A 26,909-nucleotide genomic window follows, 5' to 3' on the forward strand; every position below is an offset into this window, starting at 1 on the left:
AGCGAAAGGGACAACGGGTAACAACGTGCAACCTAAGGCAGAACCCTAATCCTTATTCCTTAAACCTTTATCCATTAAACAGTAACCTCTGTTGCTTTGTGCTTAAACCCAAAGAACATGATATATCCATAGCACAACATGACCAGGATGAGCGCCAGATTGAATCCAAAGGAGTCTGTAAGGTAGCCGAAGGCAGGTGGGATAATTGCTCCGCCAACGATCATTGTACAAAGTACTCCCGATCCCTGCGGCTTATTATCTCCAAGTCCGTCAAGTGCCAAACTAAAGATAGTCGGGAACATGATCGAGTTGAAAAGTCCTACAGCAATAAGGGACCACATGGCGACCAATCCAACGGTAAGATCAGAAATCAGCACAAGGCCAATAGCACATGCCGCAAAGAACATAAGCACTTTCGCCGGATTCAGAATTTTAGTCAGATAAGAACCTATAAAGCGGCCTATCATAGCGCCTGTCCAATAGAAGGTTACAAATACTCCAACCACCGCCATATCGGTAGAGGTGGTAACTCCAGAGGTCAGGATCCATTCGGCAAGCGTCCGCATAAAAGGAGTTTCCCGAATAACATCGGGCAGGTTGAGACTCAGGAAGTAGTTAACCATGTAAGATCCTATAGCAACTTCGGCGCCCACATAGAAGAAAATTCCGAAGGCTCCCATCACCAGGTTTCTGTTCTTGAGTACAACTCCATAATCGTTTGAAGCCTCTGTATCTGTTACCTTTGGAAGGTTTACAAAAAGGAAAACAAGAGCTATAAGAATAATGAAAATTGCTATTCCTAAAAAAGGAGTTTGGACAGCAGCAGCTTCAGAGGCATAATATTTCAATTGTTCGGCTTCTGTCATAAAAGCGATCTCATCTTTGGTCATTACTTTATCACTCAGGATAAACAGCGCCCCCAGTGCCGGAGCAATGGCTGTTCCAAGAGAGTTGAAGGCTTGTGACAGGTTGAGGCGACTTGATGCTGTACTCGCAGGACCTAAGATCGTTACGTAAGGGTTTGCTGCTACCTGCAGGATGGTAATTCCTCCGGCAAGAATAAAGTACCCCAGCATAAAAATTCCGAAGACCCTATAAGATGCAGCAGGCCAGAACAGGAGGCAACCTGCAGCCATGGTAAATAACCCCAGCACAATCCCTTTCTTGTAGCCTATTTTTGAAAGCAGCCAACCGGCGGGTATGGACAGAAGAAAGTACGCACCAAAAAAGGCAAATTGTACCATCCCAGCCTGAAAATAGGAGAGCGTGAAGACTTCCCTTAACCTTGGAATTAGGGAGTCGACCAGTACTGTGATAAAGCCCCATAAAAAGAAAAGGACGGTAAGGAAAATAAATGCAGTGCGATAGGATTTTTTCTGTTCCATTTTTAGATGTAATATTTACTTGGGAAATTTTTGTTCTCACCGTTCCGGAAATCCATATAGGAAAAACCTTTTTGAATACAGTAAGAACCTACTTCTCCATTTTTGTTGATAGCAATGAAAGCTGCCTGAAAGTCTTTATAGTTTGGATTCTGTTTCACAATGCGCAAAATAGCAATTTCACATGCTTCCTGCGGAGATTTTCCCTGGCGCATAAGTTCCACGATCAGGAAGGAACCTACACTTTTTAGAATTGCTTCTCCCATTCCCGTGGCTACAGCACCTCCCACTTCATTGTCAAGAAACAGACCCGAACCAATGATTGGGGAATCTCCAACCCGTCCATTCATCTTATAGGATAAGCCGGAGCTGGTGCAGGCACCTGCAATATCACCTTTTGAATCAATACATAACATGCCAATGGTGTCATGATTCTCAATATTGATAATGGGTTTGTATTCTTTGGTCTTAAGCCATTCCTTATAGGCTTTTTCAGAATTTGTTGTAAGTAATTCCTCTTTTTCAAACCCCTGTTCAAGGGCAAAGCGGTCGGCACCTTCCCCTGCCAGGATGACGTGGGGCGTCTCTTCCATTACTTTTCGGGCAACAGAAACTGCATGAGTATTGTTCTTGAGGTAAACCACTGCACCGGCGTCGCCATTTGGGGCCATAATACAGGCATCTAGAGTGACATTTCCTTCCCTGTCGGGCGCACCACCGCGGCCCACAGTGGTGTTCCGAATGTCGGCTTCTTCCACCATCACTCCCTGTTCCACGGCATCAAGGGCAAGGGCTCCTGTACTGAGCATTTCACCTGCCTTTCGACTGGCATTTGGAAAATTCCAGGTTGCTATACAAACAGGTTCAGATTTTTGCATTATTGGGAGGTTTAGATAATTCATAAAGGGAGAAGCTGCAGCGACTCCAATCCCGCTTAAGGATGTATTCTTTATAAATTGGCGTCTTTTCAAGATTATAAAAAACAGGTTTTGACAGTTGGGGTGTAAATGTATGAAAACTGAATTATAATTTGCGATCTGGGATAACGCGGCTTCAGCTTTTCATGATATTTATCATCTCCCGAAAATTCTTCTGAAAATACTCTCAAAAAAGAGGTGATCTAAAAAATCATTTTTGAGGGGTGAGTAATTCTCCGTTAACCTCCTATAGTACTATAGATTATTCAATTGGTAAGGTGTGTTTTTTGGCAAGGCTTTAGCTGTATCTTTGCCGCTTAATTTTTCTACATGCGCTGGATCATTTTTGTTATCATCTATATAATCCTGGACATTTACGCTTACCAGGCCTTTAAAACCATCACGCGTCATTCCTGGATCTATTTTGTTTACCTGGCCCTGTCTCTGGGGGTGCTGGCATATTTGCTTTACCAGTTCAACGTGCCTGAAAAAGAGGGGCTAACCGGGGCACGGAGTTATGCAATAGGTTTCTTTCTTGCCTTTTTTGTGCCTAAAATGATTCTCTTTGTCCTTCTTTTTGGTGAGGATCTGGTAAGGCTGGTAGTGAGTGGATTTCAAAAGCTTACTCATACCAATGAAGCTTATTCTCTGCCTTCGCGGCGGAAATTTCTGAGTCAAATCGCTCTTGGGATTGCAGCAATTCCTTTTGCGTCCCTTCTCTACGGAATGTATAGGGGACGCTACAATTACAAAGTGCTGAAATATGTCTTACATTTTGAAGACCTGCCGGAAGCTTTTGACGGCTACAGGATCACGCAGATAAGCGATGTTCACTCCGGAAGTTTTGATAATGCTGAAAAGATAAGGTATGGGATTGAGCTTATCAATGAGCAAAAAAGTGATGCGATCATGTTTACGGGAGATCTTGTGAACAACACAGCTTCTGAAATGGAGCCCTGGAAAGAAATGTTCGCCTCTCTGTCTGCACCCGATGGTGTCTTTTCAGTTTTGGGAAACCATGATTATGGGGACTACGTTAACTGGGAATCTGCAGCGGCAAAAAGGGCAAATTTGGAGGACCTTAAAAATGTGCACCGCGAGATGGGCTGGAACCTGTTACTGGATGAGCATAAAAAAGTAGCCCGGGGTGATGACTCCATTGCTATTGTAGGGGTGGAGAACTGGGGAGCCGGTTTTAAGCAGGTAGGAGATCTGGATAAGGCTGCTCAGGGACTTTCAAAAGAAGAATTCAAGATCCTGCTCTCTCACGACCCTTCTCACTGGCAGGAAAAAGTAAAGAAGAATAACAAAAAATTCCACATCACTCTTAGTGGTCATACCCACGGAATGCAATTTGGTATAGAAATTCCCGGCTGGTTCAAATGGAGCCCGGTACAATACAGGTATGAACACTGGGCCGGTATTTACGAAGAAGCAGGTCGTTTCCTAAACGTAAACCGCGGCTTCGGATTTTTAGCTTACCCCGGAAGAGTAGGGATCTGGCCCGAAGTTTCTGTTATAGAACTTCGAAAAGGTCCCAAACCGGTATAAATCAAACTTTTGACTATATTTGAAATAAGCTGCTAAAGAAGCTTTCTGCAGCAGCTCTTCAAATATTACTATTATGTCAAAGTTTGGGGAATTAATAGACTTGCAGGTGCCGGTTCTTCTTGATTTTTATACCGAGTGGAATGAAGCTTCTGTAGCCATGCATCCGGTACTAAAAGATGTTGCCGCAGCTCTTGGCGACAGGGCCAGGATCATCAAAATAGACGTGGATAAGAATTCTGAACTTGCTGAAGCCTTACGTGTAAAAGGCTTACCTACTCTAATGATTTACAAGGAAGGGGAGATGAAGTGGAGGCAAAGTGGCGAGCAGGATGCCAATACCTTAATTGGCCTCATCAAAGAATACGTCTAGAGCAGGAGTCAGAAATGTTATTTTTGAAGCATCTGTTTTTCGGGTGTTTCGACTGGTTTTCTTTGAACTCATGTTTCTTCCACCTCCAATGTAGAACATTGATCTCTCATTACAGCTTTGCTATAAAAGCCGAAACTCCCTTTTCTTAAGGAGTTTCAGCTGGTCTAAGGTTTCAAAAAAGGTGTTTTTGCTATCAGTTTTTTGTTTTATCCGGGTACGGAGGACGCTTAACTTCTTTAGGCGGATTCTCTTTTAATTGCTGCATTACCACCTCAATTGCCTTTTGAAGTTGAGGGTCTTTTCCTGCAATGACTTCTTTTGGAAGTTGTTCTACTTCAATATCGGGGGCCACGCCTTCGTTCTCCACCCTGAATCCTTCTTCAGTATAGAAAGCAACATTGGGAGCAGTGACAATTCCGCCGTCGATGAATTCGGGATAGCCCAGTACCCCCACGAGTCCGCCCCAGGTCCTTTTTCCGATAATGGTTCCCATGTCGAATTTTCTAAACATCCAAGGCAGGTAATCTCCACCCGAGCCTGCAGTCTCATCTATAAGCATCACTTTTGGTCCCTGTATGGACGCACTGGGTGACTTTAGGTCATCACCATACCTAAAGTTCCAGTTGGCCTGGTGAGGTCGCTTTAACAGGTCGATATAATAATCTGCCAACTGGCCGCCGCCATTGAACCTCTCATCTATAATGACTGCTTTTTTGTTGGCCTGCGGGAAGAAATAGCGCTTAAAGTATTCGTGGCCTGCATCGGCAGTGTTGGGCACGTAGACGTAAGCTACCTGTCCATTGGTTGCTTCGTTCACTTTTTTGATATTTCCTTCAACCCAGTCCCTGTTTCTTAAAGCCCATTCAGAATCAATTGGAGTTACTTTTTCTGTTCTGGAATTCCTCATGGAAGGCGATGAGCTTACGGTAAGATTCACAAGCTTGCCGGCGGTATTTTCAAAGAAGCGGAAAAGGTTATCTTTTGCTGTTACTTCTTCCCCGTTCACTGCAAGAATATAATCTCCTTCCTTGATCTTTACCCCGGGCTCGGTGAGAGGCGAGCGCATGTCGGGATTCCAGTTTAGGCCTCCATAGATCTTTTTGATCCTGTACCTGCCGTTTTCTACTTCATAATCGGCACCCAGCAATCCGCCTTTGATGTTATCGGGTTCTTCAAAATCATCACCCCTGCTGGAAAACCTGTGGTGGCCTACTCCCAATTCGCTGAACATCCATTCCATAACCTGGTAGAGGTCATCCCGGGTGGTAAGGTGTGGCAGGAACTGGCTGTACTTTTCTTTCATGGCATCCCAATCCACTCCGTGCATTCCGGGATCGTAAAAGTAATCCCTGTTCACTCTCCAGGCTTCGTTGAAGATATTCTGCCACTCATCCCGGGGATCTATCTTTACCTGTACTTCGCCTAATGCCAAAGCAGGCTTATCGGGTTTTTTGCCTAAAGTGGCTACTCCGAACTTATTCTTTAGTTGGTAGAGCACCTTTTCCCCATTGGCCGAGATCTCAAAGTCTGATGCCGGCATGATAAGGGTATCTTTTTTTTCCTTCAAATCAAATTTTCTAAGGCTGCCGGGGCCATCTTCATGATATGGAAATTTGAGGTAGTACAATTGACCTTCGGCAGGGGCTTCGAGATTAGTATAAGCTCCGGCCGGTACCGGGATGTCCACCATCCGGAATTCCAGGTCTTCAAAATCTATTTTTAGAGGCTTGATCTCGGGCTTCTTGTTATCTTCCTTGTCTTTTTTCTTTTTTTCTTCTTCCTTTTCCTGCTGCTGAATGACTTCTACATCATTCTCCTTAAAGAAAGGAGAAACCACATCTTTCTGAAGGGTGACCAGGTACATCGAGCTGCTCATTTCCATGTCTTGATTTGATTGATCAAACCAGTTCACCACAGGCCCCGCATCTGTTGAAGCCAGCATGTAGAGATATTTTCCACTTGGATCGAACTCGGGACTTGTCACGTTTGAATATCCGTCTGATACCGGCCAGGACCTTTTTTCCGGAAGGGAGTAGACGAAAGCCTGCTCGAATTGAGTATCTGTAATTGTAGTGTAAGTGATCCAATTCGAATCATGTGACCAATCCCCAAACAGATCCCTGAAGACCCCGGGAGTATAAAGAACATCTGAAGCAATTTTTTCTACCCTGTCCTTCTCCCGGTTGTAAACATAGAGAGTACGGCTATTATCAACAAAAGCAATTTTCTTACTGTCTGGTGACCAATGTGGATACGCATAGAATCCTGCACCCTCCAGGTTTACTTTCTTTACCACTTTGTTCTCACTTTGGTCGTATAGATGTAAAGCATACTCGCCCGATTCATCCGAAAAGTAGGCTATGGTCTTACCATCTGGGGACCAGGCCGGGAATTTTTCATGTACTCCTGTGGTGCTTGTAAGGTTCATAGGATCACCTTTTTCTGCGGGAACGGTGATTATGTCTCCTCTATAATCCATCACAACTCTTGCGGCCGATGGTGAGATGGAGGCGCTGCGAACATATTTGTCTCCACTTACAAACCGCGGTCTCAGCTCCAGTAGATCTGTAGCTATACCTATTGTTATTTTTTCTGTACGACCGGTTTGTGGGTCGAGGCGGTGAAGGTAACCGGCCTGTTCAAAAATGATCTCATTTTCTCCTGCAGAAAGATCTACTACCGGGAAATCTTTGAAGTCTGTATGTTTTGAGACAGCGCCCTGTACAGGATCATAGCTGTAGATATTGAATTCCCCGTCGCGGTCACTTCTAAAGAATACTTTTCCTTGCAGCCATTGAGGCTTTGTGTCATTACTTCCTCCTTCAGGTTTTGGTACCTCTGTCACCTCATAGGTTTCGGGATCATAAATCCAGATCCTGGTAGTGGTACCACCGCGATAATGTTTCCATTGTTCAAAGCGGTCGCCGAGAGGAGTATAAGCAATTTTGCTGCCATCGTTGTTATAACTGGCCCAGTTCGCATGGGGTATCTTTAGAGGTACGACATTTCCATTCTCAATATCAACCTCAAACAGGCTGCTGTACCGGTTGGTAAAAACATCCCGTTGGGAAGCAAAGAGTACTTTTGAACCATCTGGCGAAAAATCCCTTACCGCATCGGGATAAGGGTGCCAGGTTAGTCTTTTTGGCACTCCTCCTTCTGCGGGAACCACATATACGTCGATGTTTCCGTCGTATTCAGCACTAAAAGCGATCGTGCTGCCGTCGGGAGAGAACACAGGATTTCTTTCTACGCCTTCATCTACAGTAAGGCGTTTAGGGTTCGACCCATCCCTGTTTGCCACCCAAAGATCTTCAGCATAAATAAAAGCGATCTTCTCATCGCTCATTGCAGGTTGGGAAAGGAGGCGGGTGTCCTGAGTGTTTATCTGGGCATTCGCCATTAATGATAAAAAAAGGGAAAGACAAAGCGGAAGGTTGATGAAGTACTTCATAGATGCCGGGATATTATTTAATAAAAAGTGCACCTGAAGATAGAAAATTCTGTAGGAAAAAAGGTGTCAAAAATGGCTTTTTTGGCACCCTGTAAAACCTATGATCTTTCTTTACAGAGATTTGAAGCTGTAGCCGAGTCCGGTGTAATGCTCCAGTACCAGTGGTAAAACTTCTCTCAGATTTTTTTCGGCTTTATGACTGTCGTGGAAAACTATGACGCTTCCCGGTCGGGCATTTTTCACCACGTTTTGATAACATCTCTCTGCGGAAATCCTGTGGTCATAATCCATGCTCACAATGCTCCACATGACGGTCCTATAGCCGAGCTTTTGTAGCTTTTTCGCCTGTACATTTTTAATCTTTCCATAAGGAGGACGAAAAAAGGGATTTCTTAGGCTCACCCCGTCGGGCAGTTCACGCTCCATTACCTTCTGCGCCCTGGTTGTGTTTTCAAGATATTCAGCAATGGGGGTTCTCCAGCCGTCAAGATGGTTGTACGTGTGATTTCCTACCACATGACCTTCAGCCAGAACCTGCCTGAAGATCTCGGGGTTTTTCTCCACATTTTCGCCAATACAAAAGAAAGTGGCTTTTGCGTTGTATGTCTTCAACTGTTCCAGCACCCACTCTGTAGGTCCTGGAATAGGCCCGTCATCAAAGGTGAGGTAAAGATCTTTATCCCCGGCAGGCCCGTCCCAGATCCTTTGGGGGTACATCCATTTAATGATTGCGGGTACACGCTCCCTCATCCTCTCCTGAGTTAACTACAGAGAATCCTGGATCTCCGTTGGCAAAAGGTCTTCTTCGGCGGCAGGTAATTCTTCCGAAGCTTCTGGACCTCCGTAGAAATGCTGGAACAACATGAGATAATTGTTGAATTTATCTGCTTCTTCCCGTGCAAATTCTTCGGTATCATTCATAATCAACAGATCGACAAGGCTTCTGTAGCGTTCAATATCGGTGACCACTTCACTGCCACGGTCAAACTGCCTGTCCAGATCAAGGGAACTGTAATAAGTAAGATTTTCCTGATATTTTTGAGCAACCTGTAAATACAGATCCCGGGCTTTTTCCCTTTCGCCAACTTCATAATAGCCCTGGATGAAAGGTTCAAGCAAGGTGTAATATCCAAAATACTCGACCGGCATTTTTTCCATCGCCAGGTCAAGAATATCTTCAGCTTTTTCCATCTTACCTTCGTTGATAAGAGCTTCGGCAAGACGTGCTAAATTACTGCGGTAAGTGATCGCATTTTTTCGGGTTTCAGGATCGTAATAAAGATCGGAGTCACCCGAATTCCCCCAGTACCAGTTCATCACGATATCGTACATCTTATCTTCATCTATACGGCCCATATCAAACGGGTTACGTGGATTTACCGGAGTCTCGATTGGCACCAGTTTGTAAGCTACTCCATCGAGCTGAAGGTAATCTTTCATCCACAGGTAATCATCATCGCCAAAGCTGCCGCCGGTAAAATAAATTGGACGTTTCCAGTCATTACCTGCAATTATATCCAGCATCAAGAGCCTGTTCTTGTATAGGATATCCCCTGAAAGTTCAATGATGATCTCGTCTACAATTTCATCTGCGTTTTGAGGTTTTACAATCCCGTATTCCAAGACATTCTCCTTGTTGACCGGAATCCTGATGTGTTTTGTTGGAAAGGTGCTTACGCTTTGTCCGCTCATCAGTTCAGCTTTGGTACGGGGGTCGTCACTGGCGATCCAGTTCATCCATGTCTGGATATTCATAGTGTCCTGGGTAATGGGTTGATACCATACGGCATCCCTGGTTCCATACCTGTACTGTTCATGCTCGAGCTGCCCGGGAATAGGTTCACTTTCCCATGCCTGTCTTTTCATTTGATCAATATACCAGTCGGTAGCAAAAAGGCTGGTGTTCACGATACGAACATCTGTACGATAACCTTCAACCTGCTGGGCATACCAGAGGGCAAAAGTATCGTTATCACCAATGGTAAACAGAATCGCATCCTCATCGAGACTGTCCAGGTACATCTTTGCCATTGCAAGTGCGGTATAGCGGTTCGATCTATCGTGATCATCCCAGTTTTCACTGGCAAGAACTCCGGGCACAGCAAGTAGTGAGATTGAGATCACCACAGGGACTGCGATCTTTGGCTTGAGGTAATCCTTTAGCATATCAAAAAGTGCATATGCTCCAAAGCCTATCCAGATCGCGAACACATAGAACGATCCAACCAGCGCATAATCCCTTTCCCGTGGTTCAAAAGGTCGTTCGTTAAGGTAAATCTTAAGGGCTATCCCGGTAAAGAGGAAGAACACCAGTAAAACCCAGAAGCGTTTTTTGTCTCTGCTGTAATGAAAAACAACACCGAGAATTCCTAACAGGAGGGGTAGAAAATAATAGGTGTTCCTCGCCGGATTGTTCAAAGCATCTGAAGGTAAAAGATCCTGGTTCCCCAGGCGGGCCTCGTCAATAAAGTCGATGCCACTTAACCAGTTCCCGTCTTGATCTGTGTATTTTCCCTGTATATCATTCTGGCGACCTGCAAAGTTCCACATGAAATAACGCCAGTACATATAGCCCATTTGATACTCAAATAAGTAATTCAAATTGGAACCAAAGGAAGGTTTTTCAACATCCAGGTATTCCCTGAAGCGGCGAAGGAAGGAATCATACTGCTGATAGTCAACATTCCCCTGATTAAAATTTCTTTTAAATTCATTCACAGCCTGAATGAGCTGCTCCTCCTGTTGATATCCCGGTTTGATCGTAAAGTCAAGAGGGCCTGTGAATTCCATGTAGTTGGAAGCGTGTTCTGTACTCCACATACGAGGCAAAACCGCCTTGTGATCATCATCGGTATTCTGCTTGGCGTTCTTGTAATCGTTCACAATTACATATTTGCCTGCAGCTTCGTCCTTTTCATATTTTGGTTTATCATCTATGTAAGGATTATTCTCATCCAGTCCGCTGTAGATCTCGGTGAATTGTGGTCCGTAGAACAAATGAGTTTCAGGATATTGTTCCCGGTTGTAATAGGCCAGTAGTTCCCTGGCGTTGTTCGGGTTGTTCTCATTGATCACTGTGTTTGCGTTTGCTCTAATTGGCAGCATTAGCCATGATGAGAATCCTATGAAAATGAACAGGATGCACAGGAGCAAGGTATTTAGCTGATAGTATTTTTTGCTTCGGGTGTATTTGAATCCGAAGTAAAAAGCAGCGATCAAGACCAAAGCAGTAAATATGGTTCCCGAATTAAACGGCAGCCCCAATGTGTTTACAAAGAAGATCTCTGTGGCCGAAAACAGCACTAGTGAATAAGGTAGAAGTAGCTTAAAAATGAACATAAGAACCGCTACTACCACTATGTTGGCAATAATGAAATTCTTAACCGTGATTTTAGAAAAATTCTTGAAGTAGTAAAGGAAACCTATTGCGGGAATGGTAAGAAGCCCCATAAAATGGACTCCAAAAGAAAGTCCTATAATAAAGGAAATGAGGATGACCCATCGGTTTCCTCTCGGAGCAAACATATCCCGTTCCCATAGCAGCCCCAGGTAAAAAAGTATGGCCATAAGAAAGGTCGCCATTGCATAGACTTCGGCTTCCCCGGCATTGAACCAAAAACTGTCTGTAAAAGTAAAGGCAAGGGATCCAACTGCGGCGCTACCTAGAACGGCAGCTTTTTTGGCAGCAGAGATCTCGGTCACAGGCCCGGAGATCTTCAGCAATAATAAAACGATCGACCAGAACATGAACAAAATAGTAAATGCACTGGCAAAGACCGACATAAGGTTCACCATATAGGCTACCTGTGAAGGTTCGCTGGCAAAGATCGAGAAAAATGCACCCATCATTTGATACAGTGGTGCTCCCGGAGGGTGACCTACTTCCAGGTTTGAGGAAGTTGCAATATATTCTCCCGCGTCCCAAAAACTAAGAGTGGGTTCTACGGTGAGCCAAAATGTGGTAAGAGCTATAAGAAAAACTAACCAGCCCAGAATTTTATTCCACCTGGTAAAGTTGAAATCGGTCATAGATGTGAGTTTGAGAACTGTGGCGAATTTAAGAATAATTAAGCTATTGTAGGAAGAACGATTTTTAAAAGAAGATATTTTGAAGCGACAGCTACTTAAGTCTTTAGCCTTATAGAGAGAGCAGTAAAATCAAGGGTTTCAAAAATGCCATTTTTAAGAGGATCTGTTTTTTAGATTTTGCCGAAAGAATTCGAAAAAAATATTTGTACAAGCCAAAGTTTGTTTTAAATTTGCATCCGCATTATAGCAATGGCCTATGGTGTAACTGGCAACACGTCTGATTTTGGTTCAGAAGAGTCTAGGTTCGAGCCCTAGTAGGCCAACAAAGTGAAACCCATCGTAAGATGGGTTTTTTTATGCCTTATGTTTTCTTCAGGTTTGCGCAATCTTCGCGATTACCATCACAACTTCTTACGGGACAAAAAACGCAATAAAAAAGCCCCGGAAGTACCGGAGCTTTATAATTATATAGTAAAGCCACATTTTTACATTTCTCTATGCCACCTGGGACAGAGCTCCCGGAATATGGTTATAATAATTTAAGGAGCTTTGATAAAAATTCAGGCTTCTTTTATCTTTTTTGATGCAGGATGAGAGGAAACGATCCAGGTCCTGGCATTCGAAATTCACAGTCGTAAACTCGTAATCAGAAATAGGAATTTCTGCTTTGATGGTTTGCAATTTATAATCGATCTCCACACGACGGGCTCCAAAATACATTTTTATGATGCCCTTGTGAAGGGAACTGAATTTCTCAATTTCAGTTTCACAACTGGTACAACTGCTATGTATAAAATTTTTAAATTCTTCAATAATTTGAGAGGGTTGAAATGATGTCATGAGGCGTTTGGTTTATGGTTAATTATTCTTCTTAACACCGCCTAAATTAAGGCTTGAGGTGTTAAAAATGTTTTAACAAGATGTTGATTAGTAAAGAATTAACAGCTTCCTACATTCCTTGTGAAAATATTGGGAGAGTAAAGCTCGAAAAAGGGCTCCATCTGCAAAAACAATTTTAACAGATTTGCAGGATTTTCCCTTAAAGAACACCTTCAGGATTTATTGTTAACAGGGGTTTGGAGGAAAAATGCTATCTTCAGAAAAAAGGAATTTGTGAGTAGTAAAAAGATTTTCTGGATAATAGGTGTGGTGGCTGGATTAATTCTCCTGATGTTCCTGACCAACTTCTTCGTCAAACAAAAGATAGAACAGGCGCTTGATGAGCGTTTTCAATCATCTGCGTATGAAGATCTATCGGTAAATATTTTCCTGAATAAGTTCAGTATTGAGGATGTGAAAATAGATCTCGAAAGATTGTCGATCAATGCTGAAAAAATTTCGGCAAGCGGAATATCCTATTCTAAATATTTGTTCAGCAATAAAATCGACCTTGATGAACTTGAGTTCACCTCACCTGAAGTAGATTTTTTTCCGGCAGATTCTGCTAAAGAGAAAAGTTCAGGAAAGGATAGGGAGGTGCTTATCAGGAGCATTTCGGTGCAGGATGGACGCCTGAGTAAAAAAGCCAGCGACACAGCCTCGGCCAGTTTTTTTGCTCATATACCAAGGGCAGTTGTGAAAAATGTGAGTCCGGGGATGGAGTTGTCCGGGCTTAAAGACTATAGTATTGACCTTGATACAGTTTATCTGAAGATGAATTCCGAGCATTACATCGACGTGGGGAAATTCTCAGCTAAAAATGGGCAAGTGGATATTTCTAGTTTCAGGATTCGTTCATTTTATCCCAGGAGCCAGTTTGACAGGGTCATACCATTTGAAAAGGACCAGATCACCCTCGATGTTAAAGGGATCAGTCTGGACAGTCTTCTTTTGAAAAGGCGCAAGGATTCCCTGTATCTCACCAATCCTAAAATGACTGTGACCAATGCGAATTTAACGATCTACAGGAATAAACTGCTGAAAGATGATGCCACTACTAAGCCCTTGTATAGCAAAATGCTTCGGGAGCTACCTTTCTACCTCAATTTTGATTTAGTACAGGTGGAGAATAGTGAGATCATTTATGAAGAACAGGTCAAGGAAGAAGGGGGACCGGGAATTGTACGTTTTGCCGGGATCAATGGCGAAATAAAAAATCTACACAACATAAAGGAATTAGAAGATCAGCCAAAAATCACTGCTAATGCCGATTTTATGAGGGGCACCCCCGTGAGCATAGACTGGACCTTTCCGGTCTTTGATCCGCAGGACCGGTTCCACATTTCGGGCCGCTTTGGACACCTGGAAGGGGAAGCTTTAGATCCTTTTCTCGTTCCTTCTCTGGACGTGCAGGCCCGCGGAACATTAAATGAGGTCTATTTCAATTTCTACGGAAATGATGAGGTTCTGCGGGGAGACTTCAGAATGGATTATGAAGATTTTAAAATCGAACTCCTCAATAAGAAATATAATAAAAAAGGGTTCTTTAGTGCTATAGCCAATCTTTTTGTTGATAACGAGCAGGAACCCGATGAAGGTGGAGGACAGGACGTGAGAGTGGAAAGAACCAAGAACAGGTCTTTCTGGAACTACGTGTGGAAAGGCTTGCGCGAAGGATTGATCGATGCTGTAGGTCAATTATAATCTCATCATTTTCTTATTAGGAAATATTCCATTTAATAGGATTATTTCCTATTTTTGCTGAAAATGATCGAATGGACTATGAGCGAATAAAGGAAAAGCTGAGTATTCTTGCTGATGCAGCAAAATACGATGTTTCCTGTTCTTCCAGCGGAAGCAAACGAAAAAACACCACCAAAGGACTTGGAGATTCCTCCGGGATGGGCATCTGTCATTCCTATACCGAAGATGGTAGATGTGTTTCTCTTTTAAAGATCCTGCTTACCAACCACTGCATCTTTGACTGCGCCTATTGCGTAACCCGTAAGAGCAATGACATCAAACGCGCAGCTTTTAAGGTACAAGAGGTCGTCGATCTTACCATACATTTTTATCGTCGAAATTATATTGAGGGGCTTTTTCTTAGCTCCGGAATTTTTAAAGATGCCGACTATACTATGGAACGGCTCATCCAGGTGGCAAAAAAACTGAGACTGGAAGAGAACTTCAATGGCTATATCCACCTAAAATCAATCCCGGGAGCAAGTGATGAACTTATGCGGGAGGCCGGACTCTATGCCGACCGCTTGAGCGTCAACATCGAGATCCCCACCAAAAGCGGACTCAAGTTACTGGCTCCAGATAAAAAACATGAAGATTTCATAAAGCCTATGGAGAAGGTGAAAAACGAGATCGTGCAGTACAAAAGTGAGAGCAGGCTCATAAAGAGTACCCCAAAATATGCACCGGCCGGCCAGAGTACGCAGATGATCGTTGGAGCTTCGGGGGAGAGCGATCGGGATATCATGTATTCGGCAACTTTTTTTTACAAGAAGTACAATATGAAACGGGTATATTATTCGGGTTATATCCCTGTAGCCGAGGATCCCAGGCTGCCGGCCCTGGGGAGTCAGGTGCCGCTGCTTAGGGAAAATCGGCTTTACCAGACAGACTGGCTGCTGCGGTTTTACGGTTTCGATGTGCGGGAGCTGCTGGACGGGCAAAATCAAAATCTTGATCTGGAACTAGATCCCAAACTCAGCTGGGCGTTACGCAACCGGCACCACTTTCCGGTGAACGTGAACAGGGTGGAGAAGGAACTGCTGCTCAGGGTCCCGGGGATCGGGTTGAAGTCGGTTAACAAGATCCTGCAGGCGAGGAAGTTCCGGAAGCTAAACTGGGAACACCTTAAGAACATTGGGATTGCAATGAACAGGGCGAAATATTTCATCACCTGCGATTCCCGGGATTTTGAAGTTAAAGAACCTTCCAGCGAATATCTCAAAAATGTCATTTTAGGCACTTCTTCCGGAAAGTTCAGAAAAGAAATAGGAACCCAATTAAGTCTTTTTTGAAATGGACACAGAAGCTGTGCTGGCCTATGATGGAACAATGCTGGGTTTTCTAACTTGTGTATTTTCAGCTTATGAAGAAAGATTGAAAGTAATAGCTATTAAGCCTCCGGAAGAGCAGGCATCCCGGGATCTTTTAGTCCAGACCAGAGAGATTGACACCATACCCGACAAGGCAAAACGGGTTTGGACTTCCCTCAAGAAAAAAGCATCTCCCGCCGGATTGAGGGATCTAAAATGGGCTTTTTTAAGTGAATTGCCCGGAATTGAAATGCACATGTTCAGTATGATTCGCTATATCCTGGCTGAAAGTTTGCCGGTGGACCGCGATTTTTCTCATCCTTCAGTTTTAAAGATCTCGCAGGCGGCGAAAAAGGTAGGGAGGGAAAAACACAGGATGGAAGCCTTTGTGCGCTTCAGGCTTACTAAGGATGCGGTTTATTTTGCAGCCATAGAACCGGACTTCAACGTGCTTCCCCTTATAAAGGGACATTTCAAGAGCCGGTATGCCGATCAAAAGTGGATCATCTATGATCTTAAACGGAATTATGGAATAGCCTATGATCTCTCAAAAGTAGAATATGTCACTCTTGACCTGGCTCCGGAGATCGGAATTTCGGGCGCCCCCGAAGCTTATTTTCATACTTCGGAAATCTCCTTTCAGGAACTGTGGAAGGAATATTTCAGCAGCACTAATATTAAAGGCAGGGCCAATCAAAAATTGCATGTTCAACATCTTCCGAAGCGATACTGGAAATATCTTACAGAAAAGAACCTTTAAAAATGACATTTTAGAGAGGTAAACTTTTGTCGATCCTTTTTAACAGTTCAAACTATGTTGCTGTAGGAATTAGATGGGCTAGATGCTAGAGTTATCACGGCCTGGCGAAGGAAATGAGGTAGGAGTAGTCCTGTTAAAGTTATTTAAAAGGTATTGGGAAAGCAAAATCAAATAATAAGTTTTGCGTTCTGTTAGCTAATATAAAACCCAATTCTATGTTACTTACAAAGTTTTCTAAATCTATTTTGTTCGGTGTTTTCGCTGTTTTACTCGTTTCCTGTTCCCAGGATGAGGACGGGATGAACGAGGGAGGAGAGGTTTCTTCCACCAGCGTTTACCTTACAGATTCGCCGGTTGATAATCCTGAGATAAGTGGAGTATTCATCACCGTGGCCGAAGTACAGGTAAATGGTAAGGCTCTTGAAGGTTTTTCGAAATCTACCATCGAAATTAGCAGTCTTACAGAAGGTAAAACTAAACTGCTGGGGAATGTAGACCTGGAAATTGGATCTTCCTCGAACGTGGTACTTGTTCTTGAAGAGAATTCGGATGCTGCTGGAAATGCACCGGCTAATTATGTATTGACTACGGGAGGGGAAAAGAAAGCTCTTCTGTCCTCCGTCAGCCGGATCGAAGTTAGCGACAAAGCTGAAATTTTGCAAGCTGAGCAGAATGAGCTAATCATTGATTTTGACCTGCGAAAGAGCATTGTTCAAAATTCTGAAGGCAATTATTCCTTTGTTAGTTCAGGAAATCTCTCCAATAGTATTCGAGTGGCTAATCGAGCAGAGACAGGTACTATCGAAGGTAATATTTCAAATTACTCGGCTGCCGGGGCAGAAGCAGTAGTAGTTTACGCCTACAAAGCAGGTTCCTACAGTGAAAGTGAAGCAGATGCCGGTGGAAGCTCGGCAGCAGCTTTTTCTAATGCCGTTACCAGTACGGCTGTAGCCGGGGCCGGAGGAGACTTTTCCCTGCATTTTCTTGAAGAAGGGGAATATGAGCTCATCTTCGCTTCTTATGAAGATGAAGATAACGATGGGAAGCTGGAGTATCAAGGTCGGTTAGAAATGGATCTTGCAGGAGAACTGACTTTGAATGAGGTCATGGTAGAAGCAAATACTACGGTAAACTTGAACGTGGCCATTGAAGGTCTTCTCAATTTGTAACTTATATTCTAGCCTGGTAATGAGGGCTGCCCCGAGAAGGCAGCCCTTTTCTTTTAATGAAGAAAATATTAATCAATTGAAGACAGGGCTGTTGTAGAAGTTACACCTGAGAAATGATCGGCTGTATCGGTACCTTGATAAGACTTCGAACCGGTCAAAGACATCTCCAAGATCTTTTGAAGCAATTCTGAAAAATATCTTTCAGAAAAGAACCTTCAAAAATGGCCTTTTTGGGAGGTGTTGGAATTCAGACCTTTTTGACCTGATTAAAATCATATTATAAACAGGATGAGGCTGGTACTTTTGCGTTCTAATTAAAAGGTATGAGCACATCTTTAATTCAGAAATACAACGTTCCCGGCCCAAGGTATACCAGTTATCCCACGGTGCCGTATTGGGACGAAGCTGCATTTACAGTAGAAAAATATAAGGAGAGGCTAAAAAAGTCATTTTTGGAAAGCAACAGGGAAGAGGGCATAAGTCTTTACATTCACCTGCCTTTCTGCGAGAGCCTCTGTACTTTTTGCGGTTGTAATAAACGCATCACAAAGCGTCATGAGGTGGAATCTCCTTATATTGCTGCCCTGCTTGAGGAATGGGATCTTTATGTTGACCTGCTGAAAGAAAAGCCGGTCATAAAGGAGATCCACCTGGGCGGCGGAACCCCGACATTTTTCTCCCCCGAAAATCTAAAGATCCTTCTTGAAGGGCTCTTTAAAAAAGCAGACAGGGCAGAGGAGTTCGATTTCAGCTTTGAAGGTCATCCAAACAATACCAAACAAGAGCATCTAAAGTTGCTTTTCGATCTAGGCTTTACCCGTGTAAGCTATGGCGTGCAGGACTATAACATGGAAGTGCAGCGGGCTATTCACAGGTTTCAGCCGTTTGTGAATGTGAAGAATGCTACGGAGCAGGCAAGAGCGATCGGCTACACTTCTGTAGGACATGATCTTATTTTTGGTCTGCCTTTCCAGACCGTTGATCATATCCGGGAAACTATTGAGAAGACCAAGGAGCTGATGCCAGACAGGATCGCCTTTTACAGCTATGCTCACGTCCCATGGATCAAAGGCAACGGGCAACGTGGGTTTAATGAGGAAGATCTTCCATCGGCTGCTGTGAAGCGGGAGATGTATGAAGTAGGAAAACAAATGCTGGCCGAGGCCGGTTATGTAGAAGTGGGGATGGACCATTTCGCGCTCAAGACTGATACGCTGTACAAAGCCATGGAAAATAAGAAGTTGCACCGTAATTTTATGGGTTATACATCTTCCAAAACAAAGGTGATGATAGGCCTGGGAGTCTCCTCCATAAGCGACAGCTGGACAGGGTTTGCACAGAATGTAAAGACCATTGAAGAATATTACGGCATCCTGGAAAAGGGGAAGCTGCCTCTTTATCGCGGACATATCTTGTCTACTGAAGATGAAAAACTTCGGAAGCATATTCTTAATCTCATGTGTAACCTGCAAACCTCCTGGCAGGAAGATTCTATGAAATTCCCTGAACTTCCTGAAGTACTTATAAACCTGAAGGAAATGGAAGCCGATGGTCTCCTTGAATTCGGAAATGAGCAGCTAATGGTAAAAGAATCCGGAAGGCCTTTTGTGAGGAATATCTGTATGGCTTTTGACCTGCTGCTTCAGAGAAGTAAACCGGAGACGAGGCTGTTTTCGATGACGGTGTAGTAATTCAGGGTTCAACATTCAAAATTCAAGATTTTCTTTTAAAGACGGGGCAAAGACCTTTCAGTCATTGCGAAGGAGTCCCAAGGTTTTGGGACGACTGAAGCAATCTCCTGCTTCAGGAATTCTTTTTTGTTTTCAGGGTAGAATCCAGAGCCTGCTCACTACAATAAGATTGCTTCGGTCGGGAGATCCCCTCTCTCGCAAAGACGTGTCGACGATTTTCTGTCCCCCTTTTTCACGTCACTGCGAAGGAGCCGAAAAGGCGATTGCAGCAATCTTAAACTTCTGCAAATGAACTCTTATTTTTTTAGGAGATAGTGTGAGACTGCTAATTCAGGAAAGAATTTTCGCCACGTTTCCAAAGACAGTTCCATTGAAAACAATTTCCAATTAGCTAGTAAAAAATTATCAGAAATACTTCAAAAAGGCCCCTTTATAGCACCCAGGTTTGACTAGTGATCAGTGGTTGGTGACCAAAAGAAAAGAGTGGTGAATTGGTGGCCCGTTGGAGGTGCCGGGAAAAGTTACTGCTTCCGGCTTGTATAAATATTCAGAAACAGGTTGTGCGCCATATTTCGTGCACGATTCTTAGCAATATTGGCTCTTTCTCCCTCAAAGAGCTCATCAATCGTTTGAAACCATAGATTCAGCCATTCGCCAAAATGTGCCTGTTCTATGCTATTTTGGAAATGCCTGTCAACCTCTTTATGAGCTCTCATAGGATTACCGCGAAACTTACTTACCATAAAAAGGTTGGTCTCCCAAAAGTCGGTTAGCTTCTCCAGGTGAGATGGCCAATCCTCGATCCTGTCATTAAAGAAATGACCAATTTTCTTATTTGCTCTTACTTTTATATAAAAAGAGGAAACCAGGAGAAAAACATCCTCCCGGTTTTGTATATCATTTTTCATGAAGTTTTTAGTATCGCATCCACACATTCATCAAAAGTAAAATACTGCTTAACAGTACACTAAAGATTAAGCTGTTAAATACAAATTTTGATTTCATTTGTGCCAAAACCGATACGAGATATGTCAGCGTTCCAACCAGTACCAGGAATAACTGGAACATCTGTATAAAATCATGACCGTTCATGAGAATGACCATTGCTGCAGCAGCTCCAAAGCAGGTGGTAAGAATAATCGCAACCGCCGAGTAACCTACGAACAGTTCATCAAAATCTTTGTAAAGTGTGTTGTAAAGTCTCATACCCTTATATTTTATTTAGGTGGTAAAATTAAAGGGATAGGAGAGGAGAAGATATGATCGAGATCATAAAACCGGACATTTCTATCCGTGTTGCGGCATATAAACTGTTGAAAATGAGATTTTAGCGAAAAACTTTTCTCTTTTTGATCTGCACTTCCCCTTTTTTTTCCAGGGATTTAGTAGCTCTTATCACAGTTTCAACGCGCAGTCCCGTAAGATCTGCCAGTTGTTGCCGGGTAAGGTCCAGGCGATAAGTGAACTTACCTTCGACCTTGTTGATCTGTTTCAGGTAATCGATAATTCGCAGGATGCGATGTTCAGGTTCCTGGCTGGAAATTTCAGAAACCATGATAGCTTTATAATGGAGTCTTTTTGCAAGCGTCTCTGTGATCTTGAGATGCACTTTAGGGTTGGAAGAAAGCAGCTCCAGAAATTGATCTTTTGATAGCTGAAAAACTTCGGCATCTGAAATTGCTTCAGCATTTGCGGGATACTTTACATTGGCCAGCAGGGGTGGCTCCCCGAAGCTTTGACCAATAGAAAAGATACCCTGGATGAACTCCTTACCATCTTCATTGTAGTTGTTCATCTTAATTTCCCCTGAGGCCACCTGGTAGAAGTTGTTGGCCGATTCTCCTTCCCGGAACAACTGGTCTCCTTTCGAAAAGACCACTTTTCTTGCCCCATGGTTAAGCAACAGGTTCTCGTCGATCATAGATCTACTGGTGAGAATTTACAAGCCTAACAAGGTCTGCCTTGGGCACTACGCCGGATTGTCTCCATAATTGCACCCCTTTTTTAAAGAGCATCAAGGTAGGGACGCCGCGTACCTGGTATTTTTCGGCAAGAGATTGATTTTTATCTACATCGATTTTGACGATCTTTACCTTGTCACCCAGATCGGCTTTTGCATCCTGGAGGATTGGGGCCAGAGTTTTACACGGGCCGCACCAGTCGGCAAAGAAATCTACTAGTACTGGTTTGTCGTCATTGATGATCTCACTAAAACTACTTTTCATATTTTCCTTTTTTAAGCATCTTAAAGGTACTCAAAAATGACATTTTTCGAAAGCTTTTTAGCTTAACGTGTTTTATTGATGCGGTAATAAGCCTCCTTTTCCAATTCCTGCCTGTGATCTGGGTGAGCGATGGAGATAAGAGCCTTTGCCCGCTGTTTTAAGTTCTTGCCGTAGAGATTTACAACCCCATACTCGGTGGCGATATAGTGCACGTGAGCGCGGGTAGTTGTGACACCGGCTCCTTCCCGCAAGTTGGGGACGATCTTTGAAATTCCTTTTGCTGTGACAGAAGGCATAGCGATAATGGCCTTTCCACCTTCAGAAAGTGAGGCACCGCGAATAAAATCCATTTGCCCTCCCACGCCGGAATATTGATATGTTCCAATTGTATCGGCACAAACCTGCCCGGTGAGATCGATCTCAATGGCGCTGTTAATAGCTGTGACCTTAGGATTCCTTCTAATAATGGCAGTATCATTGGTATATGCCGCCTCTTTGAAATGTACCACAGGGTTATCATCTATGAAGTCGTACAACGCTGAGGATCCAAGTGCAAAACAGGTGACGATCTTTCCGGTTTTTACTTCTTTTTCTTCCCCTGTGATGATGCCCTTTTCTATAAGAGGCAGAACTCCGTCTGAAAACATTTCGGTGTGAATTCCCAGGCGTTTGTGGTTCATCAGGTTATTGAGTACCACATTGGGAATACCACCTATTCCCATTTGCAGGGTAGCGCCGTCTTCTATGAGCTCGGCAACATGTTTTCCAATCTGCTTTTCGATTTCTGAAGGTGCAACGGGGGCATGAGAAAAGATAGGTGCGTTTGCTTCGACAGCCGCAGTGATCCTGCTTACGTGGATGATTCCGTCGCCATGTGTTCTGGGCACCTGCGGATTGATCTGTGCGATCACCTTTTTCGCTGTTTGAATTGCCGGCAGGGTAATGTCTACTGAAGCCCCAAGGGAACAAAAGCCGTGCTTATCTGGAGGGGACACCTGGATGAAAGCAACATCAAGAGGTAAGATGTTCTTTCTAAACAATACATGTATCTCACTCAGAAAGATAGGAATATATGCCCCATATTCAGAATTTACTGCATCACGAACATTCCCTGCCGCGAAACAGCTGTTTAAACAGAATGAATCGCGATAAGGAGGTTGTGTATAGCGGGCAGAGCCTTCGGTATGAATATGGAAGATCTCTACAGCTTTTAATTCTTTATGTCTGTCGACAAGAGCGTCGATCAAAATATTGGGAGTCATTGCAGCTCCCTGGAAGAACACTCTGTTTCCAGATTCTACAAAGGAAACAGCCTCGGCAGCAGATACGATTTTCATGAGATTATTTTTTTACAAGAAGATTGAAGTCGATATCAATCTCATCTTTTACGACAATCATTCCGAATAACTTTTTTGGTGCCTCAAGACCATAGTCTTTAATGTTGAGGTGCAGGTTTCCTTTAAATTCTGCTATTACCTCACTTTTGATCGTGACAGGTACCTTATAGGTTCTCTTTTTCCCTGCAATAGTGATCACAACAGTGGCTACACCGTGGGAAGGGGAGGAGAGATCGACCTTATTCAGTTCTAAAAAGATTCGGGGATGATCATCGGTCTTTAAAAGATCGTGGAAATCCTGGTTAATTCCTTTACTTCCGCAGTCAAAGCCCTTGTTCTTTAACACCAAAACGGCTCCTGTAAACATAATTTCATTTCCTGTTTGGGTATAACCTACCACTTGAGATTCCTCAAGGTGAGAGGTGTCGAATTCACACTGGAAAGCAGCGATGTTAGAATCCCCTATAATTGTAAGGTTGCTGGAAGGGAGTACTGTAACTTCTTTTTTTTGAAAATTTTGCGCGTGTGTTATCCCACCGCACAACAGTACCGCCAAAACAAACGCAATTTTTTTCATTTTTTTAAAGTTAAAAAAAATGGGGGAATCATCTTCCCCCATTTTCTGGCTAATTCAAACAATTCTTATTGATTAGAAGCTAATAACTGCTTCAATGTTAAATCCGTTGAATTGTGCATCGTCATAAATCGTTCCGGAAGGATAATCATTGTACTGCTGGTTTACGTACTCAATTTTTGCAAGTACGTTTTTGGTCATGAACCATCCGCCACCTACGTTGAAACGATTTACAGAAACATCATCATTACTGGCAGTGTTATAACGAGTACCTACGTAGAAGTCTTCATCTTGTCCAAAACGGTAGATAAGCTCACCTGCGTATTGATTCCAGTCATCATTTTCAGTTGATGCATTTTCATAGATTCCAAAGAACTCAAATCCACCTACTTTGATGAAAGGGTTGATCATGAAAGAAGTAAGTTCTTCTCCAGTGGCAGGGTTGATTCTACCAGCTCTAAAATCACCTTCAATTACATTGTAGTATCTAGTTCCTGCACGGTCACCACTGTAAAGGTATTGTGTAGCCCCTCTTGAACCAATAGGTCGGAATCCAGAGTGGAATACAGATCCTGTTAATCTAAATCTGAAATCTTCACTTATTTGTTTGTCATATCCAAATTTGGCAAGGTAAGAAGGGTCTCTTTCAGATTTGATTGAACTTTGGTTGATAGTACTGTTTGTAAAACCTACCATTGCTAACCATGGACCGTTCATATAATAAACCTCTGCACCAACTTCAGTAGTAAAGCTGTCCATCAAATAGTTGCCTACAAATGGGTTGTAAAGGGCCATTGCGTTGTCTGTTCTTCTAAAGTGAGCATCACCATAGTTGTTCTCCATGTGCCCGATTTTGATTCTCCAGTTGTCCATAACCCCTGCAAGGTCTTCGCTGATCCATTCTAGACCATCGATCTGGATGTATCCACCTTTAACGTATGCTTCATTGTGGTGTAAAGAAGAAAGATATGTTCTTAAGTGCATTCTCATCCCTGGAGCTAAAAGAACATCAAGATCAAGGTTGGCTGTAGCAAGGTTAAAGTTAGTTCCCAGTTCGGCAAGATCGTCCGCAGCATTTTCCTGACGTAGCCCTTGCAATTGGATGGTGGAAGCTCCACCGATTCTTACCTGCACACCATCAAAGTCATAATTAGTGTCTTTTGTTGGTTCGAACTCGTTAATACCACGCTGGTCGGGAGCTCTAAAGTTAGGAAGGTCTCTATCCCAGATAGAATAGTTATTTTCTTCTTCTACAACCAAGACATCTACATCTTGTGCTTGTGCCTGAAAGCCCATGGCCATCAAGAGAGCAATACCGGAATATTTAATTAAATTTTTCATTTTGATAAATTAAAAAGTTGATAGTTGAATTTTTAAAAATTTGTTTTTGAATTAGAATTATTTAGTGAAAACAGTTTGAAATTTGATGTTTACGTCGTCTCCGGTGGTAATAGTTCCAAACATGGCTGTTGGAGGATCCACTTTAAACTCGGTCATTTTGATTTTTTTGTTACCGCTTAAGGTTATTTTGTCACCTGCAACTTTTGCATCAAATACCATTTCCACATTCTTTTTAGTTCCAGAAATGGTCAATACTCCGTTGGTAGTGATCTTACATGATGTTTTTGAAGTACAATCAAGATTCTTTACGCTTGTCAAGTCGTAAGTGATTCTTTTATGATCATCTGTATTAAGAGCCTTATAGGTGTTCTTATCCATTCCGCCCTTTCCACTCTTCAGGCTTTCGGCAACTACTGCAAACTGTAATTGATCTAGTTGCACCAACTGTCCGTCTTCCATTTGAACCTTCATACTTCCCTGGAGCTCTTTTGCAGTCAACTCCCAGTCATGTATGTTTGAGGTTCCTTCCACTTTCAAACTGGATGCTCCGTTGTTCACATTGAAAGTTTGCCCTACCATTGGGGTGGCAGAAAAAACCATTATCAGGAAGCTTCCAATTACTAACCAAAGGTTCTTTGTTGTATTCATGATTTTTGTTTTAAATTATGATACAAAGATGGGGTACAAATGAAGGGTAGAGTATGACGCGGGTCAGGTTTCGGTAAGATTCTTCTGCCTGCATAGTATAATTTTGTGATTGCTTTCACAATCTTAAGCGAACCCTTGTCAATCCTGGGTTTTTAGGATATAAATGTCCTATTAGCTCCGGGAAAAGCTGATAGAACTCATATTTCTGAAACTTGATTATGATAAAAAAGTGGAAGGAGGGGTGATCTCCCGAACAACGAATGTGGATTTTTTTAACTTTTCCTTTAGAGATGGTAAAATAGAAGGCGGACCAGAATGTCCGGTTTTCCTGAATTTTCCCGGGGAGAATTTGAAAGCAGTAACAAAAGTTTAGAGATTTAATGGCAGCTGGCCGAAGCTTCGACCAAAGTACCTGCCGGAGCAGGGGATAAATAAGGTATGCCCAATCCAAGGCCTCTTAAAATAAAGAGGAGCCCAATGATGACTACAAAAGCCGGAATAAGTCGCTGTACTTTACTCCTTAATTCGCCACCTAACAGACTACTAAAGTAAACTGCTGTAGTCATTAAGGGAATGGTTCCCAGCCCAAAAAGAAGCATGTACAAACTTCCCGAAATGATCGCACCTGAAGCCACTGCGCCAAAGACAGCCATATAAACCAGGCCGCAAGGTAAGAACCCGTTCAAAAAACCTATGGTGAAGAAGGTGTCGGGAGTTCTTTTCTTTAGGGCTACGCCTAATGATGACTTTACTTTTCCAACAACCCGGTACAGGGGTTTCGAAAAGTTGAATTTTTGAAGTCTTTTCGACGGTAGGAGGATAATCAGTATCATGAGCGCGCCAATCCCAATGGACAATTGCTGCTGAATTCCGAAAATATTCAGGCTTTTTCCAATTAATCCGAAGGCAAGACCAATGATACTATAGGACAACAGACGTCCTGAGTGGTAAAGGAAGATCTGGAAGAACTTAAGCAATTTGTTTTCCCGTGACACCGGAAGCATAAATGCTATTGGCCCGCACATGCCAATGCAGTGGAAACTTCCCAGGAGCCCAAGTATGAACGCAGAGTAAAGCATTAGTAGATGATGTCCTCCTTAAAATAGAATTTTTCGCCCCGGTACTCCCAGTCTATAATTATGTTCCAACGGCCGTCTATCAAGCGGTTATCAGGTACGAGCAATTGATGAGAGGACAATGAAAGAGGAATTTCAGAGTCCAATTGCTTGTTTGACGGCCGATAAAGGAACACATTTCCGGTGATGTCTAAAGGATCAAGTTCGGCGGGAAAGGTGATCACCATTCCATCAACAGACTTTTCCAGGATAATATTTTCAGATAATCTGTTAGCATTTCGGGTCTTGTCCAGTTGCTCTTCAAAAGTGAGCTCGGTCTTGTAGTACTCTTCTACTACCAGGTCATGACTGTAATCTTCATCTGTGACCATGGTGACCACGAAGTACATGATAAAGGCTATAAAACCTACTATTGCCATTACTATGGCTGTTCCCCAGGATATCCTCATGTTC

Annotated in this window: 23 protein-coding genes and 1 tRNA gene; 8 read left to right on the forward strand and 16 right to left on the reverse strand. The window is 43.1% G+C overall.

Features of this window, described 5'->3' with window-relative positions; all coding sequences use genetic code 11:
* Window positions 1–74: 74 nt before the first annotated feature.
* Window positions 75–1,385, reverse strand: a complete 1,311-nt coding sequence (locus VR862_RS09625) for a sugar MFS transporter (protein ID WP_324720752.1) — start codon at window positions 1,383–1,385, stop codon at window positions 75–77.
* A gap of 2 nt (window positions 1,386–1,387) precedes the next feature.
* Window positions 1,388–2,353 carry a glycosylasparaginase gene (locus VR862_RS09630; RefSeq protein ID WP_324720753.1) on the reverse strand — a complete coding sequence of 322 codons (966 nt, stop codon included), beginning with the start codon at window positions 2,351–2,353 and terminating at the stop codon, window positions 1,388–1,390.
* 276 nt (window positions 2,354–2,629) lie between these two features.
* On the opposite strand from VR862_RS09630, the gene VR862_RS09635 reads away from it, so the two are divergent.
* Complete coding sequence (locus VR862_RS09635) at window positions 2,630–3,850, forward strand: metallophosphoesterase (protein WP_324720754.1); 1,221 nt, start codon at window positions 2,630–2,632, stop codon at window positions 3,848–3,850.
* A gap of 73 nt (window positions 3,851–3,923) precedes the next feature.
* On the forward strand, window positions 3,924–4,220 hold the full coding sequence (locus VR862_RS09640; RefSeq protein WP_324720755.1) for a thioredoxin family protein: 297 nt from the start codon (window positions 3,924–3,926) through the stop codon (window positions 4,218–4,220).
* A 193-nt stretch (window positions 4,221–4,413) separates the two neighbouring features.
* Here VR862_RS09640 and VR862_RS09645 read toward each other — a convergent pair whose 3' ends face one another.
* From VR862_RS09645 to VR862_RS09655, 3 genes are all read right to left on the reverse strand, one after another.
* Window positions 4,414–7,674, reverse strand: coding sequence for a S41 family peptidase (locus VR862_RS09645; RefSeq protein ID WP_324720756.1), 3,261 nt, complete (start codon window positions 7,672–7,674; stop codon window positions 4,414–4,416).
* A 111-nt stretch (window positions 7,675–7,785) separates the two neighbouring features.
* A complete protein-coding gene (locus tag VR862_RS09650) occupies window positions 7,786–8,424 on the reverse strand; it encodes a polysaccharide deacetylase family protein (RefSeq protein ID WP_324720757.1) in 639 nt (212 codons plus the stop codon).
* 15 nt (window positions 8,425–8,439) lie between these two features.
* Complete coding sequence (locus tag VR862_RS09655) at window positions 8,440–11,703, reverse strand: protein O-mannosyl-transferase family (protein WP_324720758.1); 3,264 nt, start codon at window positions 11,701–11,703, stop codon at window positions 8,440–8,442.
* 250 nt (window positions 11,704–11,953) lie between these two features.
* On the opposite strand from VR862_RS09655, the gene VR862_RS09660 reads away from it, so the two are divergent.
* A tRNA-Gln gene (locus tag VR862_RS09660) sits at window positions 11,954–12,026 on the forward strand.
* A 172-nt stretch (window positions 12,027–12,198) separates the two neighbouring features.
* Here the strand turns inward: VR862_RS09660 and VR862_RS09665 are convergent.
* Window positions 12,199–12,543 carry a hypothetical protein gene (locus tag VR862_RS09665; RefSeq protein ID WP_324720759.1) on the reverse strand — a complete coding sequence of 115 codons (345 nt, stop codon included), beginning with the start codon at window positions 12,541–12,543 and terminating at the stop codon, window positions 12,199–12,201.
* Between the two features lie 273 nt (window positions 12,544–12,816).
* Here VR862_RS09665 and VR862_RS09670 point away from each other — a divergent pair, with 273 nt between their 5' ends.
* The 5 genes from VR862_RS09670 to hemN all read left to right on the forward strand — a co-directional run bounded on the left by VR862_RS09670 (window position 12,817) and on the right by hemN (window position 19,252).
* Window positions 12,817–14,286, forward strand: coding sequence for an AsmA family protein (locus VR862_RS09670; protein ID WP_324720760.1), 1,470 nt, complete (start codon window positions 12,817–12,819; stop codon window positions 14,284–14,286).
* A gap of 71 nt (window positions 14,287–14,357) precedes the next feature.
* Window positions 14,358–15,617, forward strand: coding sequence for a putative DNA modification/repair radical SAM protein (locus VR862_RS09675; RefSeq protein WP_324720761.1), 1,260 nt, complete (start codon window positions 14,358–14,360; stop codon window positions 15,615–15,617).
* A gap of 1 nt (window position 15,618) precedes the next feature.
* Entirely contained in the window at window positions 15,619–16,395 is a 777-nt protein-coding gene (locus tag VR862_RS09680) for a TIGR03915 family putative DNA repair protein (RefSeq protein WP_324720762.1), read from the forward strand.
* A gap of 215 nt (window positions 16,396–16,610) precedes the next feature.
* Window positions 16,611–17,564: a DUF4382 domain-containing protein gene (locus VR862_RS09685; RefSeq protein WP_324720763.1), complete on the forward strand. Its 954-nt coding sequence runs from the start codon at window positions 16,611–16,613 to the stop codon at window positions 17,562–17,564.
* A gap of 323 nt (window positions 17,565–17,887) precedes the next feature.
* Window positions 17,888–19,252 (forward strand): oxygen-independent coproporphyrinogen III oxidase, encoded by a 1,365-nt coding sequence (gene hemN / locus VR862_RS09690; RefSeq protein WP_324720764.1) that lies wholly within the window; start codon window positions 17,888–17,890, stop codon window positions 19,250–19,252.
* Between the two features lie 524 nt (window positions 19,253–19,776).
* On the opposite strand, the gene VR862_RS09695 is transcribed toward hemN, so the two are convergent.
* The 10 genes from VR862_RS09695 to VR862_RS09740 all read right to left on the reverse strand — a co-directional run bounded on the left by VR862_RS09695 (window position 19,777) and on the right by VR862_RS09740 (window position 26,905).
* Window positions 19,777–20,163: a group III truncated hemoglobin gene (locus tag VR862_RS09695; protein ID WP_324720765.1), complete on the reverse strand. Its 387-nt coding sequence runs from the start codon at window positions 20,161–20,163 to the stop codon at window positions 19,777–19,779.
* Window positions 20,164–20,170: 7 nt separating this feature from the next.
* Window positions 20,171–20,461, reverse strand: coding sequence for a hypothetical protein (locus VR862_RS09700; protein ID WP_324720766.1), 291 nt, complete (start codon window positions 20,459–20,461; stop codon window positions 20,171–20,173).
* 121 nt (window positions 20,462–20,582) lie between these two features.
* Window positions 20,583–21,176 (reverse strand): Crp/Fnr family transcriptional regulator, encoded by a 594-nt coding sequence (locus VR862_RS09705; protein WP_324720767.1) that lies wholly within the window; start codon window positions 21,174–21,176, stop codon window positions 20,583–20,585.
* Between the two features lie 4 nt (window positions 21,177–21,180).
* Window positions 21,181–21,480 (reverse strand): thioredoxin, encoded by a 300-nt coding sequence (gene trxA, locus VR862_RS09710; protein ID WP_324720768.1) that lies wholly within the window; start codon window positions 21,478–21,480, stop codon window positions 21,181–21,183.
* Window positions 21,481–21,542: 62 nt separating this feature from the next.
* On the reverse strand, window positions 21,543–22,817 hold the full coding sequence (locus VR862_RS09715; protein WP_324720769.1) for an acetyl-CoA hydrolase/transferase family protein: 1,275 nt from the start codon (window positions 22,815–22,817) through the stop codon (window positions 21,543–21,545).
* A gap of 4 nt (window positions 22,818–22,821) precedes the next feature.
* Window positions 22,822–23,394: a YceI family protein gene (locus VR862_RS09720; protein WP_324720770.1), complete on the reverse strand. Its 573-nt coding sequence runs from the start codon at window positions 23,392–23,394 to the stop codon at window positions 22,822–22,824.
* Between the two features lie 72 nt (window positions 23,395–23,466).
* Window positions 23,467–24,732 carry a dehydroquinate synthase/iron-containing alcohol dehydrogenase family protein gene (locus VR862_RS09725; protein WP_324720771.1) on the reverse strand — a complete coding sequence of 422 codons (1,266 nt, stop codon included), beginning with the start codon at window positions 24,730–24,732 and terminating at the stop codon, window positions 23,467–23,469.
* Between the two features lie 57 nt (window positions 24,733–24,789).
* The gene (locus tag VR862_RS09730) at window positions 24,790–25,380 is read right to left on the reverse strand and encodes a YceI family protein (RefSeq protein ID WP_324720772.1); all 591 of its coding nucleotides are present in this window, start codon (window positions 25,378–25,380) and stop codon (window positions 24,790–24,792) included.
* 377 nt (window positions 25,381–25,757) lie between these two features.
* Window positions 25,758–26,459, reverse strand: coding sequence for a sulfite exporter TauE/SafE family protein (locus VR862_RS09735; protein ID WP_324720773.1), 702 nt, complete (start codon window positions 26,457–26,459; stop codon window positions 25,758–25,760).
* Window positions 26,459–26,905, reverse strand: coding sequence for a FixH family protein (locus VR862_RS09740; RefSeq protein WP_324720774.1), 447 nt, complete (start codon window positions 26,903–26,905; stop codon window positions 26,459–26,461). The genes VR862_RS09735 and VR862_RS09740 overlap by 1 nt, the downstream gene beginning before the upstream one ends.
* Window positions 26,906–26,909: the final 4 nt, after the last annotated feature.

This window comes from Salinimicrobium aquimaris, from assembly GCF_035607535.1.
GTDB lineage: Bacteria > Bacteroidota > Bacteroidia > Flavobacteriales > Flavobacteriaceae > Salinimicrobium.

Excerpts from the sequence above, each read along its gene's own strand:
- VR862_RS09625 (WP_324720752.1), bottom strand. The coding sequence starts at position 1,385 with ATGGAACAGAAAAAATCCTATCGCACTGCATTTATTTTCCTTACCGTC.
- VR862_RS09635 (WP_324720754.1), top strand. The coding sequence starts at position 2,630 with ATGCGCTGGATCATTTTTGTTATCATCTATATAATCCTGGACATTTAC.
- VR862_RS09640 (WP_324720755.1), top strand. The coding sequence starts at position 3,924 with ATGTCAAAGTTTGGGGAATTAATAGACTTGCAGGTGCCGGTTCTTCTT.
- VR862_RS09645 (WP_324720756.1), bottom strand. The coding sequence starts at position 7,674 with ATGAAGTACTTCATCAACCTTCCGCTTTGTCTTTCCCTTTTTTTATCA.
- VR862_RS09650 (WP_324720757.1), bottom strand. The coding sequence starts at position 8,424 with ATGAGGGAGCGTGTACCCGCAATCATTAAATGGATGTACCCCCAAAGG.
- VR862_RS09655 (WP_324720758.1), bottom strand. The coding sequence starts at position 11,703 with ATGACCGATTTCAACTTTACCAGGTGGAATAAAATTCTGGGCTGGTTA.
- VR862_RS09665 (WP_324720759.1), bottom strand. The coding sequence starts at position 12,543 with ATGACATCATTTCAACCCTCTCAAATTATTGAAGAATTTAAAAATTTT.
- VR862_RS09675 (WP_324720761.1), top strand. The coding sequence starts at position 14,358 with ATGGACTATGAGCGAATAAAGGAAAAGCTGAGTATTCTTGCTGATGCA.
- VR862_RS09680 (WP_324720762.1), top strand. The coding sequence starts at position 15,619 with ATGGACACAGAAGCTGTGCTGGCCTATGATGGAACAATGCTGGGTTTT.
- VR862_RS09685 (WP_324720763.1), top strand. The coding sequence starts at position 16,611 with ATGTTACTTACAAAGTTTTCTAAATCTATTTTGTTCGGTGTTTTCGCT.
- hemN (WP_324720764.1), top strand. The coding sequence starts at position 17,888 with ATGAGCACATCTTTAATTCAGAAATACAACGTTCCCGGCCCAAGGTAT.
- VR862_RS09695 (WP_324720765.1), bottom strand. The coding sequence starts at position 20,163 with ATGAAAAATGATATACAAAACCGGGAGGATGTTTTTCTCCTGGTTTCC.
- VR862_RS09700 (WP_324720766.1), bottom strand. The coding sequence starts at position 20,461 with ATGAGACTTTACAACACACTTTACAAAGATTTTGATGAACTGTTCGTA.
- VR862_RS09705 (WP_324720767.1), bottom strand. The coding sequence starts at position 21,176 with ATGATCGACGAGAACCTGTTGCTTAACCATGGGGCAAGAAAAGTGGTC.
- trxA (WP_324720768.1), bottom strand. The coding sequence starts at position 21,480 with ATGAAAAGTAGTTTTAGTGAGATCATCAATGACGACAAACCAGTACTA.
- VR862_RS09715 (WP_324720769.1), bottom strand. The coding sequence starts at position 22,817 with ATGAAAATCGTATCTGCTGCCGAGGCTGTTTCCTTTGTAGAATCTGGA.
- VR862_RS09720 (WP_324720770.1), bottom strand. The coding sequence starts at position 23,394 with ATGAAAAAAATTGCGTTTGTTTTGGCGGTACTGTTGTGCGGTGGGATA.
- VR862_RS09725 (WP_324720771.1), bottom strand. The coding sequence starts at position 24,732 with ATGAAAAATTTAATTAAATATTCCGGTATTGCTCTCTTGATGGCCATG.
- VR862_RS09730 (WP_324720772.1), bottom strand. The coding sequence starts at position 25,380 with ATGAATACAACAAAGAACCTTTGGTTAGTAATTGGAAGCTTCCTGATA.
- VR862_RS09735 (WP_324720773.1), bottom strand. The coding sequence starts at position 26,459 with ATGCTTTACTCTGCGTTCATACTTGGGCTCCTGGGAAGTTTCCACTGC.
- VR862_RS09740 (WP_324720774.1), bottom strand. The coding sequence starts at position 26,905 with ATGAGGATATCCTGGGGAACAGCCATAGTAATGGCAATAGTAGGTTTT.